Origin of the sequence: Pseudoalteromonas sp. B62, from assembly GCF_037162565.1 — a bacterium.
Taxonomy (GTDB): Bacteria; Pseudomonadota; Gammaproteobacteria; order Enterobacterales; family Alteromonadaceae; genus Pseudoalteromonas; species Pseudoalteromonas fuliginea.
This window is the reverse complement of the sequence record NZ_JARLVB010000001.1, coordinates 505,741-522,514: the sequence shown is the minus strand read 5'-3', so window position 1 is coordinate 522,514 and position 16,774 is coordinate 505,741. Positions and strand designations below refer to the sequence as shown.

Below are 16,774 nucleotides of genomic sequence, written 5' to 3'. Positions count from 1 at the left end.
GTATAATAATTACATTTTCTGGGTATGGAGATCTGATGAGAAAACCCTTTGAATTTACCGTTAAGTCAATCAAAGTTAAAATAATTAACGCTTGGTTTTGTGGTGTTAAATTATATGTGAATGGTGACTTACGAGATACTGACAAGACTTTGTTCGCTTTTAGGAATAATACTTTACTATCTACAAATTTAGGTGAGTTGGGTGTTCTAGAAATCAAGCCATTATCGGGGCTAATTACCGTTGAAATGGATGCATATTTGGTCAATGGTACAAACATTCAACACGTATATAGCTCACATAAACGCCTTAGCCTAAAAGAGCAAAGGGTAGCTCGATAAAGCTACTTTAAATAACGTATATTCCTGCATTTACCAGCCTTCAGTAATAACCTCCAAATGGCTTTGAGGAGGTTTAAGCCCCTAAGCATACCAAGTTAATATACTTGGTTTACTCGATTCCCTTAAAATCACTCACACTCTTTCACGTAAAGTAAAAGCGCGCTGTACATTACACTGAGTGCTTTTGTTACATCGCTGTCGATAACCGCTTCTGCTGGGTGATGGCTTATACCGCCAGGGCTGCGTATAAACAACATGCCAACGGGGCAAATTGGAGCGATTGCCATTGCATCGTGCCCTGCGCCTGAGGCAAGTGAAGGCGATGCTTGGTTATTGAGTTTACATGCGCTTGAAAACAAATGCTGAATAGTGGTGTCGCACGCTACGGCATCGGCGGCATGCGTCCATTGCCAATCAAGCGTTAAATTGCGTTTGCTTGCTATAGATTGAGCGCTGTTTTGTATGACGCTTAGTAAGTTAGCGAGATCGGTGTCGCTTTGTGCGCGTGCGTCTAGGCTTATGGTTGTTTTGCCTGCAATCACGTTTGTAGCCCCAGGGCGAGACTGTATTTGCCCTACGGTGGCAACTTCGCCATTTTTAGCATTACTTGCTAGTTTTTCAATTTCGGTTACTAATTCAGCGCAGCCTGCTAGTGAATCCTGCCTCAAGTTCATTGGGGTTGTACCCGCATGACCGCTTTGGCCTGTTAGGGTAAGCATGGCGCGCTTTGCTCCTGCGATTGCAGTTACAACGCCTAACGCCTGATTAACCGATTCGAGTACCGGACCTTGTTCAATATGAGTTTCCCAGTAACCTAGTAATTCGTTTTTGTTTAGTGCGGCCTTTGCATAGTCGTTGGGGTTTAAACCAAAGTCGAGCATGGCTTGGCGCATAGTTATGCCGTTTGTGTCTTCAATGTTTAGCCACTGTGGGTCAAATTCGTTAGCGAGGGCTTTTGAGCCAATTAAAGTGGTGGCAAAGCGGGTGCCTTCTTCATCGCAAAAGCCCACTACATCTAAATGAAAGGGCAGGTCGAGCTTTAACTTATGTGCAAGCGCTGCAATTTCTATCCCCAGTAGTACACCTAAAATACCATCAAACGCACCTGCATTTGGAACGGTGTCGAGGTGCGATCCTATAATTAAACGTTTAGCATGTGGGTTTGATGATTTTAGTCGCCCCCAAAGGTTGCCCACTTCGTCTTGCCACGATTGCATGCCTGCCTCAACCATCCACGATGCAGTAACGGCGTTACAGTCTTTGTGCTCTTTTGATAAGTACACGCGGTGAATACCGCCTTGCATTTGCGATAGTGCGCTGAGGGTTTTACAGCGAGATAAAGCGCGTGTTGCGTATTCATCAGCAAGTTCTTTGTCTAATAAAGGGCTGTGTTGTGGGCTTACAATCGTCATGCTAAATCCTTTTTTATTTATAGTGAGCAAGGGCGGCAATGGCGGCTTCGCCTTTAGGGCCTTTGTAACCGTTGGCATGTAAGCAAGCGTCAAGGCTTGCCAATGTTTGTAATACAGCATCTTTACGGGCGTTGTAACCCATGGTACCAATACGCCAAATTTTGCCATGCAGCGGGCCAAACGAGGTGCCAATTTCTATTCCAAAATCGGTTAGCATTTGCCCGCGTACGTGATCGGCATTAATGCCCTCGGGTATATAAACACCCAGTACGTTGTTCATTTTATGTGTTAAATCACCAAATACATTTAAGCCGAGCGCTTCAATGCCTGTTAGCATGGCATCGCCATGTAATTTGTGGCGCGCTACGCAGTTATCCACGCCTTCTTCAATAACAATGCGGGCGCATTCTGAGGCGCAATACAGCATGCTGGTGGCTTCGGTATGATGATTAAGGCGCTCTTCCCCCCAGTAATTCATGATCATGCCTAAATCAAAGTAGTTTGAGCGTACAAAGGGCTCGGTGCCGTCGGTATGATCGGCTGTGCGAATACCTGCTTCTACCTTTTTACGTTTTTGGATCCACTCGGCGCATTTGTCGCTAAGCGTTAATGGCGCAGACCCAGAAGGACCGCCTAAACATTTTTGCAGGCCAACAGAAAGTGCATCGAGTTTCCACTCATCGGCAGGAAGTTCGTTACCCACAATGGAGGCGGTAGCATCACAATAAAATAGTACATCGTGCTTTTGGCAAATATCGCCAATATGCTCAAGAGGTTGGTTCATGGTGGTGGATGTATCGCCTTGTACCATAGCAAGTACATGGGGTTTTACATCAACAATGGCTTTTTCGATTTGTTCTGGCGTAAACACTTCGCCCCACGGTACTTCTATTGTGTGCACCTTTGCGCCAACGCGTTCTGCTATTTCAGCAAGTAGGTGGCCAAAGCGCCCCATAATTGGCACAAGGACTTTATCGCCTGGGCGTAAAATTGAGCATAATACGGCTTCAATCCCTGCGCGCGATGTGCCATCTATTAGCATGGTCCATTCGTTTTTGGTTTTAAAAATTTCGCGGTAACGTGCCATGGTTTCGTTCATAAAACCGGTCATTACTGGGTCGTATTGGCCTATAAGCTGCGCCGACATAGCACGTAAAACACGAGGGTCGGCATTAATTGGGCCTGGTCCCATTAATAAACGCTGTGGTGGGTTTAAGGTTTGAACTTGCGTGTTATTAAACATATTTTAGGCTCCCAGAGTCTGAATAAGCATGCGTATGCCGGTTATCATTAAGACAACGGCAAAGGCGCGTTTTAGTTGTTTTTGATCCAGCTTGCTACCAATTTTTACGCCAATAGGCGCAAATAAAATAGTCAACGGAATAATAAGAAAAAAGGCAGGGAGGTTAACCAACCCCCACGTACCTAGGGGAGCATCGGTTGGCGTTGTGCCAATACTTAATAAGGTAATAACGCCTGGTAGTGCAATCAATAAACCAAAAACGGCCGCAGTACCTACTGCAACATGGGCGCGTACATTAAATGCGTTTAGCATAGGTACGCCAATAGTGCCGCCACCTATGCCAATCATTACCGACAAACCACCTACAATACTTGCCATAACCCCTTGACCAAATTTTCCTGGCAGTTGTTTTACAAGCGCGGGTGCGCCGGCTCTAAATAGCATGTTTAAACTGACTAAAATAGCAATACAGGCAAACATAAGTACCAGTGCATTACCGCGTATTGAGTGCGCTAAGTAGCTGCCTACAACGGCCATAACTAAAATAAATGGTGCCCAGTATTTTATTAGCGAAAGGTCAATATTCCCTTTGCTATGATGCGAGCGAATAGATGAAAGCGAAGTAGGTACTATGGTTGCAAGTGATGTAGCGGTGGCTATCATCATTGCCGACTCTGGGCTTACGCCAAAACCTTGCAGTAAAAAATACAGCACAGGGACGATAACAATACCGCCGCCTACACCAAAAAGTCCTGCTAAAATACCGGCAAAAATACCGGTTGCTATTAAGGCTACTATAATTGGCCATTGATTTATTATTTCTGACATTGTGTTCCTGCTGTAGTTACTGTTGCACGTCCATCTGAACGAGGATCTGTTGCAGCTTCAAGGCTTGTAGGTGTATCTAAAATAGCCCCAGCGTGCCCCATCATTTCGTTATTATTATCAACGCTTACCCAATCGTGGTCACGTTGATTTAATTCATGTTCTATATGAAAAACTAACTCTTTTTCAATTTTTAAATTTGTACTCGTATCGCCCCATGTTCGTCCAAGTAACCAACGAGGGTCGCTAATTGCTTGTTTTATAGATTTATTTCGCCACGCGTAGCCTGCAAAAACAGTGGCTTGAGTTTGTGGCTGCCCTTCACCGCCCATTGTTCCGTAAGCAAGTCGACGACCATCGCTAAACTTTGCCAGTGCTGGGTTAAGTGTATGAGCGGGCTTTTTATTTGGAGCAAGGGCGTTGGTATCTTGATTGTTTAAACTAAAGCTTAAACCACGGTTATTCCACACAAAGCCGCCTTCACTCATTAATATTCCGCTGCCAAATTCCCAGTAAATGCTTTGAATAAAGCTGACTAATTGCCCGTTTTTATCTCTGGCTGCCATCCACACAGTATCGCCAGGCTCTGCGTTAAATGGCCATTTTTTGGCTTTGGCCATATCAATATTGTTAGCAAGTTCGCTTAAGCGATTATCGGTTAGTGCGTTTTTATAATCGTCTCCTAATGCTTCAGGGTCAGCCCAAAGGGTAGGGCGATGGGTAAAGCTTTGTTTAGTTGCCTCAACAATTAAATGTGTCCAGTCGGCATCGGTTTTAGCTAAATGCTTTAACTTATTTACGGCACCAATTATTTGTAGTGAATGCACGCCCTGTGTTGGCGCGGGTAAGTTGTAGCAATCAATACCACTGAGGTTTGCATTTAGCGCAGTAACTACCTCGGCTTTAGTATTTGCAATGTCACCTGCGGTAATTGAGCTGCCTGCTTTTGCTAAGTCGGCGGCAAATGAGTTGGCAAGTGCGCCTTCATAAAATGCGTTTAAACCATGCTTTGCTAGGTATTCAAACGTTGCTGCAAGTTTAGGGTTTTTAAAATGCTGGCCTGCTTGTAAGGGCTTGCCATTGGGTATGTAGAGGTTTTTAAACGCCTCATTGGTATTGTTAGCAGCGGCTAGCTTTTCGCAGCCTGCTTGCAAGCTTTTTGTTACGGTAAAACCCTCGCGAGCAAGTTCAATAGCAGGTGCTAAAATTTTTGACAGTGGTAGTGCCGCATGCTCATCTAGTTCAAGCGCTTTTTGCCAACCGCGTATTGTGCCCGCTTGAGTCAGTGCGCTTAATCCGCCGCGCTCTGGTATTTGCGTGAGCGGGTTATAGGGCGTTGTATTAGTTGCTGCGCGGCCGCAGGCGTCAATAGCAGTGGGCGTTTTTTGATTTGGGTTATCGATAAGCCAAAAGCTGTCGCCACCAATTGAGTTCATATGTGGATATACAACACTAATAGCAGCGGCAGCCGCTACCATAGCCTCGGTAGCTGTACCGCCTTGTTTTAGTATATTTATACCCGCCTCAGTGGCCGAAAAATGAGACGCGGTAAATGCAATGTTGTGTGTGGTCATGCCGGTGTGTCCTGTTTAAAGTGTGCAGCTAGGTGCTTAACGCAAGCAAGTAAGCTTTTATCGTTACCGTGGCTCATCATTAATGAAAAACCATACGGATGATCATTTACTAAATCAGCCAGCGGTAAATGCACTTGCGCTGAGCCACTAAGCCCTGCAATTGCCGAAAGCGTAATAATTTGCATGCGTAAGGCGCTTGTGTCGGCGCCTAATTTAGGTGCAGTTGTGGGGGTGGTTGGCAAAAATAAACAGCTGTTTGTATTTAGGTTTTTAGCTATTAGTGTTTGCCATTGGGTTTGTACTTTTAGTGCTTCTTGTTCTTCTTGAACAGTTAGGGCAAGCGCCATATTAAAACGTGCCGCAATTGCTGGAGCAAACTGGGGAAGTTGCCCCGGCAATTGAAGCCAATCTTTATGCGTTTTTGCGATTGCTCGCCCTTGCAGTACTCTAAAACTATCAGCAAGTTCATTTAATAAGCTGCTGTTAGGTAGTTCAAATTCTTTATGGTGCTTAAAATTAGGCTTGGTTTTTTCAAGCAATTGTTTAAGTGGGGCTTGTAAAACAGGGTCAACGAGTTCAAATAACGGCTCGCAAATAACTAAGGTATCAACGTTATTAATAGCTTGATTTGGTAGCAGTACATTACCTACATCGCTTAATAGCTCGGCGCTTTGGGTAAGCCAACCTATGGTATCAAAAGGCGGAGCCAACGGTATTAGGCCGTCTTTTTCAATCACGTTATGGCTTGGCCTTATGCCATATAAACCACAATAGCTGGCGGGTACTCTAATTGAGCCGCCGGTGTCGGTGCCTAAGCCAATATCAGCTAAGTTAGCAGCAACTGCAGCAGCAGACCCCATACTCGAACCACCGCAAGCATGCCCTTTTAATTTAGGATTTTGCGCAGCGCCATAATGTATATTATTACCCTCTAAGCTATAAGCCAGCTCGTCAGTATGGGTAAAGCCTATAAAGTTACAACCAGCGGTCATGAGCTTATTAACCGAGCTTGCCGTATTTTGAGCCGGTTTAGCTGTTTTAAACCAGTGTGGGTTGCCTGCGCTGTTACGCTCGCCCTTTACTGCAAATACATCTTTTACAGCTAAGCGATTGTTTGCAAGCACTCCAGAGTGGTTTGTTTGCCACAGGGTAGGACCGTGATTGCAAAATATACCTTTGTTGTTTTTTTATCACTCATTTGCAGCTCATTATTATAAAACTGACCAAGTACTTACTTATTAAGTTAAGAGTGATTAAAAAGCGGGCTGGTTATTATTATTATGAATACCAATTTTATTAAAAACATGATCATTTTATTGGATTAAATAGCGCACTCACTGCGTCATTTTCTTCGCGTTATAATAGATCACTAATTTAATGCAATTGCTAAGGCTCCGCTTTTTAATCGGTAGTTTTGATTTTATAGTGCTTAGACTAAGCAAGAGGAATGCCATAAATTAAAATCCTGTCCAACTGGTCAGGTTTTGTTGGGTTGTATGAGATTTGTAAATGTGGTCTGTAGAAATAGTGAGATTAAAATGAGCTAAAACAAACCAACTTGGTGCGCAGATGCACCAAGTTGGTCTCTATTTATATGGTTTTGAGTGCTAAATAAGGGGCGTTTTACTGATGATTAAACCGTTAATATCGGCGTAAACCCAATTGTTAGGTTCAATAGTGGTGCTAAGCATGGTAACAGCTTGGTTTTTATCACCAAAGCCGCGCTTTAAGGTACTACGCGGTGTAGAGCCTAGCGCCATTACAGGTAAGTTCATCGTGGCAAGTATTTCTATATCTCGGCAACAGCCATTTATTATTACGCCTTCCCAGCCATTATTTAGGGCACGCTCAGCCATAATATCGCCTATAAACGCAAAGCGTTTGCTCGCAAACCCGTTTATAACCAATACTTTACCTTCACCATTTTCATGCAATATATCGGCGGCAAAAGAGTTGTCTTCTGGGCAGGTAACGGTAACTACTTTGCCATAAAACGTGGTTTTTTTACCAAAGTGATAAAGGCCGCTGTCTGCTACTTGCACGTTATCGCGATGATCGTCAAATAAATCGGGTGTAGTAAAGGATGTCATGGGTTAAGTCTCACTTTGCTCAGGTATTTTAAGACCAATACCTTTTAAAATTATGTGGGCAATTGATTGCGTAATTTGTGCCACATCGGTTTCGTCGTACTCTAATTTGTTCATTACGAGTAAAACCTCAGCCTGAAAGTCGGCGTAATATTGCGTGGTAGACCAAATAGTAAAGAGCAAATGGTAGGGATCAACCTTATCCATTTTATCAGCGTCCATCCATGCTTGAAGTACATCAACCTTTTGTTTAACCCAAGGGCGGGTATTGGTTCTAAAGTAGTTTTGTAAATAGGGTGCACCGCGCAGTATTTCACTGGCAAATAAGCGAGATTGCATTGGCTGATTTACGGCCAGTATTACTTTGCTTTTAATATAGTTATAAAGCACGGTAGCTGGATCGTCGTTAATTGTGACGTTATCGAGCCCTAAGTTCCAATTAGCTATTATGCGGTCAATCACAGACTCGTACAGACCATCCTTACTTTTAAAGTAATACAAAATATTAGCTTTTGGCACCTGCGCTTCTTTAGCAACCATGCTCATACTTGCTCCGTCGTAACCTAATTGCGAAAACAATTGCTCGGCGGCATCTAAAATTAGTTTTTGGTTTTTCTCGCGTGTGACTTCTTTTTTATTTGGCTTTATTTGTGTGGTCATTATAAAGTTTGCGTGTTTAACGTATTGATTGATTGTAGCTTTACTGACCAAAAGGTCAATTACTAAAAAGGGTGAATGCTAAAAACAAACGAGAGGTTTAAGCTATTAACTTTAGGGTCTGTTGATCTTTGCGGATTAAAATTTGTTCAAACTAGGGGCTATTTAATCGCGGCGCGAGATTTGTAACCTAGTGGGCTAAGTAAAAACCGAGCAACAAAGAGTAAGTAGCCCCTAGGAAGAACCCTTTGGGCAGCGCCTGTTTGGCATTAATGCTACGTTATCGCCCATTAATGGGGAATAACCACACTATATAGGCTCTGCCTTGCCTAAATACCAAACAGACTGCTGCAAATTCAACCTTGAAAGAACAACAGACCCTTATTGTTTAATTAAATAATTACTGTTAGTTTAGTTTCAAATTTACGAGTAGTACTTTTGGATTGGCAAATGGATTTTATAAGCAAAAATAAATACACGCTTTATGGAGTCGCGGCCATATTACTGTGGAGTTGCTTAGTTGCATTACTACGAGATATTTCTGAGTTGTTTAGCCCCATTGGTGGTGCGTCGGCTATGTATTCTGTCAGTGCGATATTTTTAATTTTGGTTATGGGAGTGCCCAAGTTTAGTGGTTTTTCGAAACGTTACTTGGGAGTAGGTACTTTATTATTTGTAGCGTACGAAATTTGCTTGGCGCTTTCTATTGGTATGGCAAATAGCCGTCATCAGGCAATGGAAATGGCGGTTATTAATTATTTATGGCCCACGCTGACTATACTGCTCTCTATTATTATTGGTCGTAAAAAAGTAAGTTTCTGGGTTTACCCAAGCATGATCATTGCTTTTTTAGGCGTTGCTTGGTGTATTACAGGCGATCAAAAAATGTCACTCGATACGCTTGTTACTAACTTTGCTGATAATCCTGCTACTTACTTAATGGCATTAGCTGCAGCGTTTATATGGGCTATTTATTGCGTAGTTACGCAAAAGCTGAGTAATGGTAAAAATGCTATTACGTTATTTTTTACTGTCACGGCAATGAGTTTGTGGGCGCAATATGGTTTTAGTAATGAAGCGCCATTAACGTTTTCACTGGGCTCAAGCATAACGTTGCTATTAGCTGGTGTAGTAGTGGGGAGCGGTTATGCACTGTGGAATCAAGCTATTATTGGCGGTAACTTAATGCTTTTGGGAACACTTTCGTACTTTACACCGGTGTTTTCTACTATTATTTCGGCGTTGTATTTATCTATTACGCTGAGTGCTTCGTTTTGGCAGGGGTTGTACTGGTAACAGTGGGCTCGCTAATTTGCTACTTTGTAACGCGAGAAAAGCCGCAAAGGTTAAGTGTTAAAGTCTAGAGTCGTTGTTAGGGAAAAGCTTAAAGTTATGTTTTAGATAAACATAAAATAAGATCTCAGGTTAAATAATGTCGCGCACTTGTTGTTTAAATGACTTGCCAATTTTAACTGACACGCCTGATGCTAGTTGAACGCTTTCATTACTTAACGCAACAACTTTATTTTTGTTAATCACGTAAGATTTGTGGACTTGAATAAATGAAGTATCAAGTTCCTGCAATATGTATTTGAGAGTACTGCTTGCAAGTAATGATTTTTCACCTTGCCATACTCTTACGTAATTACCATACGCTTCAAACATGTCTATATCGCTTAATTGAATTTTATGTTTTTCACGATCGATTTTAAGCGTAATAGTCAGAGGTGCCTTGGGATTTAGCGTTATGTGTTTTCTTTTTTCCGTACTTTATTGAGTGCTTGTTCAAGGCGTTGCGCAGAGACTGGTTTTAGTAGGTAGTCAGTTACGTCTAGTTCAAAACCGGCTAAAGCATATTCTTGATACGCACTAATAATAATCACTTGTGGTCGATTCGCGAGCACTTTTAGTAATGCAATCCCTGATAGTTCGGGCATGTTTATGTCTAAAAATAACAAATCAATAGATGATGTGGCTAAAGCACATAATGCATCTTTAGCGTTAAGGTATTGTCCGCTTATATTAATATCTTTATGGGCACTTAAATGATGCAGTATAACGTCATGCGCGAGCGGCTCGTCATCAACAATTATTGTGTTTAGCATGCAGCCAGCTCCAATTTAAGTGTGGTTTGCCAAAGGTTTTTATTTTCATTAATAATTAATGTGTGCTTATTTGGATATAAAAGAGTTAGCCTACGGCGTAAATTGTTAAGTCCCATCCCATGCTCTGAATTGTTATTAGGTAGAATAGGGTTAGAGGAAAATAGCGTTAGTATGTTATCGGCCATGGTGATTTTAAACACAACCGTTACTTTTTGTGACGTGGGCTCTACACCATGCTTTATCGCGTTTTCTAAAATCATTATTAACAGTAGCGGCGAAATTAAATAGTGTTGTTGATATTCAGGCCATTGCACATCAAAGTTGCAGCGCTCAGCACTTCGTAAATGCTGCAATGCAATAAAACCTTTTAAGTAATTGATTTCTTCTTCTAAACTCACCTGTGCTTTTTGGCCTTCATAAACACTGTAACGCAGTAAGTTAGCTAATTGCATAACAAGATCCGGTGCATTATCTGCTTTTTTTAATGTCAGTGCGTAAAGGTTGTTTAATGTATTAAATAAAAAATGAGGGTTAATTTGCTGTTGAAGTAGCTTTAGCTCTGTTTTTGTTTGTTGTTGGGCAATGTTGCTAATTTGAACGTGTTGTTGCTGTCGTTCAAACGCTAAAATAATCGGTGTGCTTATAGCCAAAAACAAAAATACGAACTGATAATTTTCAGGGCTGAAAATATTATCATTACCGCCTGGTGTTAAGTTAGCAATGCCTGAGGGTAAATCGTTAATAGGTAACAGTAGCAAGCACGATGTTAATATAGGTGTAAGTACAACGAGGCTTATTAAACTTGCAAACAAAAATATTAATACGCCATGATAGGTTAATACGTAGCGTATTAATAAATATCTATTTAATAAATACACTCCATATACTAATCCGGCACAAACAGTAATTTGCCAAAGGTAACCCAAAAAAGTATCAAACTGTGTGAATACTTTATAAACATCAATAACAGGCTCAATAGGCTGGTTTAACATAGGATCAGTGTGCGTATTGAGTATGCTTGATGTAACTATTGCCCAACCTAAAAGTACTATAAACACGACTGTATCAAGTGAAAACAAGGATTTAAGCCATTTATTACTCAACACATTGTTATTTTTATTAGTGCGTTTAGTAATAAGCCATATACCACTTGCAGATGCGCACAGTGTCCAACATTGTGCATCAAGGTATTGCCATTGCGAAAAGTTAAGAAGTTGGTTATTAAATACTAGCAAGAGAGATGGATAGGCTAAAAAGCCTAACAGCCAAACTATGATTGCGGGTGTAAGTAATAAACGATATGCAAACGCATGGGCAATAAAAAGGGAATACACTGTAAAAAAAGTTGAATATTAATAGTCAGATATTGGCTAGTTGAATCCATATGTGATGACAAAAAGCGTATATGAGAGTCGAGCATAATAGCGGCTATTAGCGGTAAAAAATTATTAGCTGGGTAATGCTAAAGCGTTGCCATATTGGTGTATTGGCTTGCTGCATATGTGACTCCGTTTTTATTATAGTTTCTGAGCGGGTACGCTTAGATAAAATTGTCTTTTTATTTTAAACATTACCTTTGCACAATTCACTACGCTGAGCGCGCTAGTTTATCCATAAAACTGTTTCAATCATAATTTATTTTTAAAATAATTATTTAATTTCATAGGGTTAGTAACCGTTTTAAGCATACTAGGCCGTTTATTTAAATGATGAAAGGTCATATTTAAATGACCAACGTTACTTTTTTATGTTCATCATTTATTTCAATACGTTAACCATTATTTTCTCGCTTGTATTGACTTGCTTTCTTAAGCTGGTGCTATACCAATTAAGGATGAAACTAATGCTTACACTGAAAAATATCAACAAAAAATACGCAGATGGTACGCAGGCTTTGAATGATGTGACGATCACTCTACCCGCCGGTATGGTCGGTCTACTTGGCCCTAATGGAGCGGGTAAATCAACACTTATGCGCACACTCGCGTGTTTACAAAATGCCGACTCCGGACATATTAATTTTAATGGCCTTGATGTGATTAGCCAACCAGATGCGCTTAGATCGCAGCTAGGCTATTTACCACAATATTTTGGCGTGTACCCCAACATGAGTTGTCGGGCGTTACTTGAGCATATTGCCGTATTAAAAGGCATAGATGGTAATGCACGCAAAAACCAAATTAATAGTTTACTTGAACTAACCAATTTGACTCAGTTTGCTAATAAAAAGGTCGTTAATTTTTCGGGAGGAATGAGGCAGCGTTTTGGCGTGGCTCAGGCTTTGTTAGGTAACCCAAAACTAATTATTATGGATGAACCCACTGCTGGGCTTGATCCTGTGGAACGAGAAAGTTTAAATAATTTACTCGTTAGTATTAGTCAAAATAGGTTGGTATTGTTATCGACCCATATTGTTGAAGATGTAGAAAATTTATGTCACTACGTGGCCATTATAGATCAAGGAGTACTCATACAAAGCGGTGACGTAAAAGAGTTACTAGTTCCTTTAGAAGGTAAGATTTGGCAGCTCGAAAGTTTACCTACGGGCATACCAAATCAGCATGTATTAAGTAAGAGCCATCGCTATGGTAGAGCGTCATTTCGTGTCTATGCAGACACAGCGCCTGCACAAAATGCAATAAACTCGCCCGCTACGCTTCAAGACAAGTACTTTTTTGCACTCAATGAAGGAAGTCACACATGTTAATTTTTAATGAGTGGCGATATGCAGTGCGCCAACCACTTGTTTGGCTGTGCATTATTATTCCTTTAATATTTTCGGTTATGTTGTCCTCTGGGCTTGCAGCAGTTGAAGTTGATTCGTTAAAACAATTTAAGTTAAATATTACGATGCTACAAATGATGCAGTTACCTGTGCTTGTAGGAGTATTGGCGCCCGTTATATTTTTACGAGATCAGCACGCGTCTATGCAGGAGCTTATTTATGCTACGCAAACTAGCCTATTTAAGCGCAGTTTAGCAAGAGTATGTTTACTGATTTGCTTGGTTTTTATTATTAGCTTAATCAGTGTTTTAGTAATGATATACATGCATGTAAGGCAATTTGGCTATATACCGAATATGGTTTCTTTTACTGTATTTAATAGCTTTTTAGTGTTGTTACCAAATAGCTGCTTTTTAGTTGTTGTTGCCTTTTTTGTTTGCCATAAATCAACTACTTCATTACCCAATTATGTTGTTTTTGCGGTGTTGTGGATAGGCTACATAATGCTTGCAAGTATTACCGGAAATCCATTACTTGCTGGAAGTAGTATTATAAGCAATCGCTTTTATACATTATTTGTTTGGCTTGACCCTTTTGCATACACAGCCGTAATAAACAGTTTAACCAATTCATTAGGGGCTTCATTTGCTATTAATCGCGTTGTTGTGAGTATGCTTGCTGTTGGTATTTTTTATATTACTTTTAGTAAAAATAAAAAAATACATTATTAAAGAGTAAAAAAGGTAAAAATACTAACGAATGCGTTCGTTACAACACGTTAGAACCCGCTGAATATAAAACAGCGAGAGTCACGCAAAAACCATTTTTGATGATCGCCAGTTTATACAAAATTACGCTGGTTAATTTGGTTTTACACCCTGTTACTTTACTGATTATTTTTGTTTGGCCGGTGATAGTTTTTAATAGTGTTGCCTCGTCGTCTGGTTATGTTGAACCAATGAGTGTTATGAGCACCACAAGCCTTGATGCGATCAGTTATTATGCATTTGATATGCAATTGTTGTTTGGCACTTTATTAATGGCTTTGTGGAGCTGGCAAGTAAGCTGTTTCGCTAAATACTATAATATAGCTGAGCTGATCGCTGCCACACCGCTCAAAACATATTACTTTTTAAACAGTCAGTTATTGGCCCTAGGTACTATGATGTTGTTTTTTTTAACAATGAGCTTATTAGGGGCAAGTGCAGCTCAGTGGTTTTTACACAGTGCATATCAATTTGAAGTACATTTAACCATTTTATTTTTGATGGCAATTGTGCTTGCCATTATCGCGTGTGTATTTTTGTGTGTATTTAATTTGTGTCGTTCGCAGCTTATTGCGGGTTTGCTAATTGCTGTTATTTTACTGATCAAATTTACACCGATAATGACTTATCTTGGTCTTACGCATACATTGTGGAGTGTTGGTTGGACGCCTTTGCAGGCACCTGATAACTTTTGGGGTTATCGTGCAAGTATAAGTAGTTATTGGCCTTATATATCAGTTTGGTTAGTTGCGTGTATAAGCTTAGTTATAATTACGGGGATTTTTAATCACCGAGGTGCCGGTTTGAGCCAAAGAGTAATGGGGGTTAAACATTTTTGGTTACTTATTCCTTTACTTATCACTGTGGCACTATTTACTCAATTACATTTAAGACTGGTTGAGGAGAAGCCTTTAACCAACTCGCATAAACGCGAGGCATTTAAAGCACAATACGAAAAAGCATTCTCACAATGGCGCAATGTAGCACAGCCAAACATTGTGCACATTGATGCTAATGTAGACTTTTATCCGCATCAGCAGCAAGCTCATTTTTCCTTAATATATACCTTAAAAAACACCCATCAAGATCCTATTAAAGAGATATTGGTTGGGCGCTCTGGTTTTTATACATGGGCCGATATTGAAATCGATGGCGCGCAAAGGGCTAAAAGCTTTCCCTTGCTTAATCAAGCTGTGTTTAAGTTTGAGAATGAAATGCAGCCAGGAGAAATACGTAAACTAGTTACACGGTTTGATGTTCATCAAGCTAAGCTTTGGCCAGTGAGAGGCCATCAGATAATAACCCCTGAATTTAGCTATATACGATCAGTGCCTTTATTGCCGACTGTTGGCTATCAAGATAATTATGAATTAACCGATCCTATACTTCGTCAGCAACACGCACTTAAAGTGAAATCGGTGATTAGACCCACGAAGCTATTTGCTAAAACGGCGAAAGCAAGTACTCATTACCAGTGGCTTACTATGTCGAGTAAAGTGAGTACAACAAGTGATTATCAGGTTATAACCCAAGGAGAGGAAATATCACGTACCAGCAAAGATGACCGCGAAATATTTCATTTTGAGACTCGTACACCCATAAATGCAATCCCAGCTTGGGTGACGGTGCCTTATTCCCCTGTTACCAAGCAGCAAAATGGCGTGATGTTAAACGTGTTTGCTAAAGATAAAAACGAGCCAGCACGAGCGGAGTCTATAGCCGTAAACCTCAGTGCAATGGGCGACACAATAAAATGGCTTAATAATATAAGCCCATATAGAGCAAAACAATTGAGCTTAATAGGCTCGCCTAAATTTGGTGGAACAGGTTATGCCCTGCCGCAACTTATACTTATTGAAGACAGTGTTGGTTTTAGAGCAAAGCCAAGTGCTAATGCAGGCTTTGATCAACGCTATCGCCGTGCAGTTCACGAAACTGCGCATCAATGGTTTGGCCATGATATTGGTAATGGAGTATTTTCAGATAGCGCTTTTTTAGTGGAGTCTATGGCAAAGTATATTGAGCTTGTTGTTATAGAGCAGCGTTATGGGAAAGCGACCATGCAAGCGCTGGTTGAGTATGAAACAACACGCTATGAGCAAAGTATGTTGATGAACATAAAGGAGCGATCAGCCTTAGTTGATGCTACACAAAGCTTTGACCAATATTCGCGAGCAACCATTGTCTTTGCTAAGCTACGCGCTGCGATTGGGGATAAACCCATTATTAATGCGCTCAAGTTGGTTTGGAAAAATCATGCTTATCCAAGCAGTCCCGCCAATTCTATGGATTTTATACGAGCATTAAAACATGAAGCTGGGAAAGAACAAGAAAGCTTAATAAACACACTGTTTTTAGAGTAAGTACGTTTAATTTGAACATATATTTAGTAAATCAAAAGCCCTATTATTTTAGGGCTTTTTGTTGCGTGCAGATTATTTTCCATTATTTACCTGTGCTAGTAACTCTATAACTTTTTGTTGACCAAAAGTTTGTGCAAATTGCTCGGCTGTTTGGCCGGCTTTGTTTTGATGCGCGTTGTCGCAATCAAGTGATACGAGTGTTTTAGCAATACTAAATTCACCTCTGAATATAGCAGCCATAAGTGCAGTGTTGCCTCGGTTATCTTCTAGACAGGCATTAGCACCTAAGTGTAAAAGCGTGTTAACCGTGTCTTTATTACCGTGATAAGTGGCAATCATTAACGCGGTGTAGCCTTTATTGTTGTAGCTATCGATAGGAATGCCGGCATCTACAAATTGCTTTATTACGTCGGTGTCGTTGGTACGTGCTGCGGCAAAGTAATAGGCAAATAAGCTGTCGTATTGAGTTTTTGCAGAATGTTGGGTTTCAGATTGCGTACTGGGTGTTTGTGTATCTGATGTATTTTGAGCGTAAACGCTACTGGTAAAGCTCAGAAATAGAGCGACTATAATTAATAAATTACGCATAACAATTGTCTCTTATAAAAGAGGAAGGGGTTTATTCCTTCCTCATGGTTGTGGTTTAAATAGCTATTTAGTTGGGACTAATTGCTTTTA

General features: G+C 40.7%; 15 protein-coding genes and 1 pseudogene. 5 read left to right on the top strand and 11 right to left on the bottom strand.

Features of this window, described 5'->3' with window-relative positions:
- Positions 1-35: 35 nt before the first annotated feature.
- Positions 36-338 carry a hypothetical protein gene (locus P4S71_RS02160; RefSeq protein WP_337149955.1) on the top strand — a complete coding sequence of 101 codons (303 nt, stop codon included), beginning with the start codon at positions 36-38 and terminating at the stop codon, positions 336-338.
- Positions 339-466: 128 nt separating this feature from the next.
- On the opposite strand, the gene P4S71_RS02155 is transcribed toward P4S71_RS02160, so the two are convergent.
- From P4S71_RS02155 to P4S71_RS02125, 7 genes are all read right to left on the bottom strand, one after another.
- Positions 467-1,750, bottom strand: coding sequence for an allantoate amidohydrolase (locus tag P4S71_RS02155; protein ID WP_337149954.1), 1,284 nt, complete (start codon positions 1,748-1,750; stop codon positions 467-469).
- Between the two features lie 13 nt (positions 1,751-1,763).
- Positions 1,764-2,993, bottom strand: coding sequence for a pyridoxal-phosphate-dependent aminotransferase family protein (locus P4S71_RS02150; RefSeq protein WP_337149953.1), 1,230 nt, complete (start codon positions 2,991-2,993; stop codon positions 1,764-1,766).
- A 3-nt stretch (positions 2,994-2,996) separates the two neighbouring features.
- Entirely contained in the window at positions 2,997-3,821 is an 825-nt protein-coding gene (locus P4S71_RS02145) for a sulfite exporter TauE/SafE family protein (protein ID WP_337149952.1), read from the bottom strand.
- Complete coding sequence (locus P4S71_RS02140; RefSeq protein ID WP_337149951.1) at positions 3,809-5,392, bottom strand: gamma-glutamyltransferase family protein; 1,584 nt, start codon at positions 5,390-5,392, stop codon at positions 3,809-3,811. Before P4S71_RS02140 ends, P4S71_RS02145 begins: the two co-directional genes overlap by 13 nt.
- Positions 5,389-6,564 carry an amidase family protein gene (locus P4S71_RS02135; RefSeq protein ID WP_337150165.1) on the bottom strand — a complete coding sequence of 392 codons (1,176 nt, stop codon included), beginning with the start codon at positions 6,562-6,564 and terminating at the stop codon, positions 5,389-5,391. Before P4S71_RS02135 ends, P4S71_RS02140 begins: the two co-directional genes overlap by 4 nt.
- A gap of 435 nt (positions 6,565-6,999) precedes the next feature.
- Positions 7,000-7,482: a putative 4-hydroxy-4-methyl-2-oxoglutarate aldolase gene (locus P4S71_RS02130; protein WP_182692420.1), complete on the bottom strand. Its 483-nt coding sequence runs from the start codon at positions 7,480-7,482 to the stop codon at positions 7,000-7,002.
- A gap of 3 nt (positions 7,483-7,485) precedes the next feature.
- Complete coding sequence (locus tag P4S71_RS02125; protein ID WP_004334664.1) at positions 7,486-8,139, bottom strand: TetR/AcrR family transcriptional regulator; 654 nt, start codon at positions 8,137-8,139, stop codon at positions 7,486-7,488.
- A 447-nt stretch (positions 8,140-8,586) separates the two neighbouring features.
- On the opposite strand from P4S71_RS02125, the pseudogene yddG reads away from it, so the two are divergent.
- Positions 8,587-9,500: pseudogene (yddG, locus tag P4S71_RS02120) on the top strand (aromatic amino acid DMT transporter YddG).
- 61 nt (positions 9,501-9,561) lie between these two features.
- Here yddG and P4S71_RS02115 read toward each other — a convergent pair.
- The 3 genes from P4S71_RS02115 to P4S71_RS02105 form a co-directional block, all read right to left on the bottom strand.
- A complete protein-coding gene (locus P4S71_RS02115) occupies positions 9,562-9,801 on the bottom strand; it encodes a LytR/AlgR family response regulator transcription factor (RefSeq protein WP_337149950.1) in 240 nt (79 codons plus the stop codon).
- An 80-nt stretch (positions 9,802-9,881) separates the two neighbouring features.
- Positions 9,882-10,241 carry a LytR/AlgR family response regulator transcription factor gene (locus P4S71_RS02110; RefSeq protein WP_337149949.1) on the bottom strand — a complete coding sequence of 120 codons (360 nt, stop codon included), beginning with the start codon at positions 10,239-10,241 and terminating at the stop codon, positions 9,882-9,884.
- Positions 10,235-11,575 carry a sensor histidine kinase gene (locus P4S71_RS02105; RefSeq protein ID WP_337149948.1) on the bottom strand — a complete coding sequence of 447 codons (1,341 nt, stop codon included), beginning with the start codon at positions 11,573-11,575 and terminating at the stop codon, positions 10,235-10,237. The genes P4S71_RS02110 and P4S71_RS02105 overlap by 7 nt, the downstream gene beginning before the upstream one ends.
- 509 nt (positions 11,576-12,084) lie before the next feature.
- Between P4S71_RS02105 and P4S71_RS02100 the strand changes: the two genes are divergently transcribed.
- From P4S71_RS02100 to P4S71_RS02090, 3 genes are all read left to right on the top strand, one after another.
- The gene (locus P4S71_RS02100) at positions 12,085-12,948 is read left to right on the top strand and encodes an ABC transporter ATP-binding protein (protein ID WP_337149947.1); all 864 of its coding nucleotides are present in this window, start codon (positions 12,085-12,087) and stop codon (positions 12,946-12,948) included.
- Positions 12,942-13,697: a hypothetical protein gene (locus tag P4S71_RS02095; RefSeq protein ID WP_337149946.1), complete on the top strand. Its 756-nt coding sequence runs from the start codon at positions 12,942-12,944 to the stop codon at positions 13,695-13,697. The genes P4S71_RS02100 and P4S71_RS02095 overlap by 7 nt, the downstream gene beginning before the upstream one ends.
- A gap of 236 nt (positions 13,698-13,933) precedes the next feature.
- On the top strand, positions 13,934-16,096 hold the full coding sequence (locus tag P4S71_RS02090) for a M1 family aminopeptidase (protein ID WP_337149945.1): 2,163 nt from the start codon (positions 13,934-13,936) through the stop codon (positions 16,094-16,096).
- A gap of 72 nt (positions 16,097-16,168) precedes the next feature.
- Here P4S71_RS02090 and P4S71_RS02085 read toward each other — a convergent pair whose 3' ends face one another.
- Positions 16,169-16,684 carry an ankyrin repeat domain-containing protein gene (locus tag P4S71_RS02085; RefSeq protein WP_337149944.1) on the bottom strand — a complete coding sequence of 172 codons (516 nt, stop codon included), beginning with the start codon at positions 16,682-16,684 and terminating at the stop codon, positions 16,169-16,171.
- Positions 16,685-16,774: the final 90 nt, after the last annotated feature.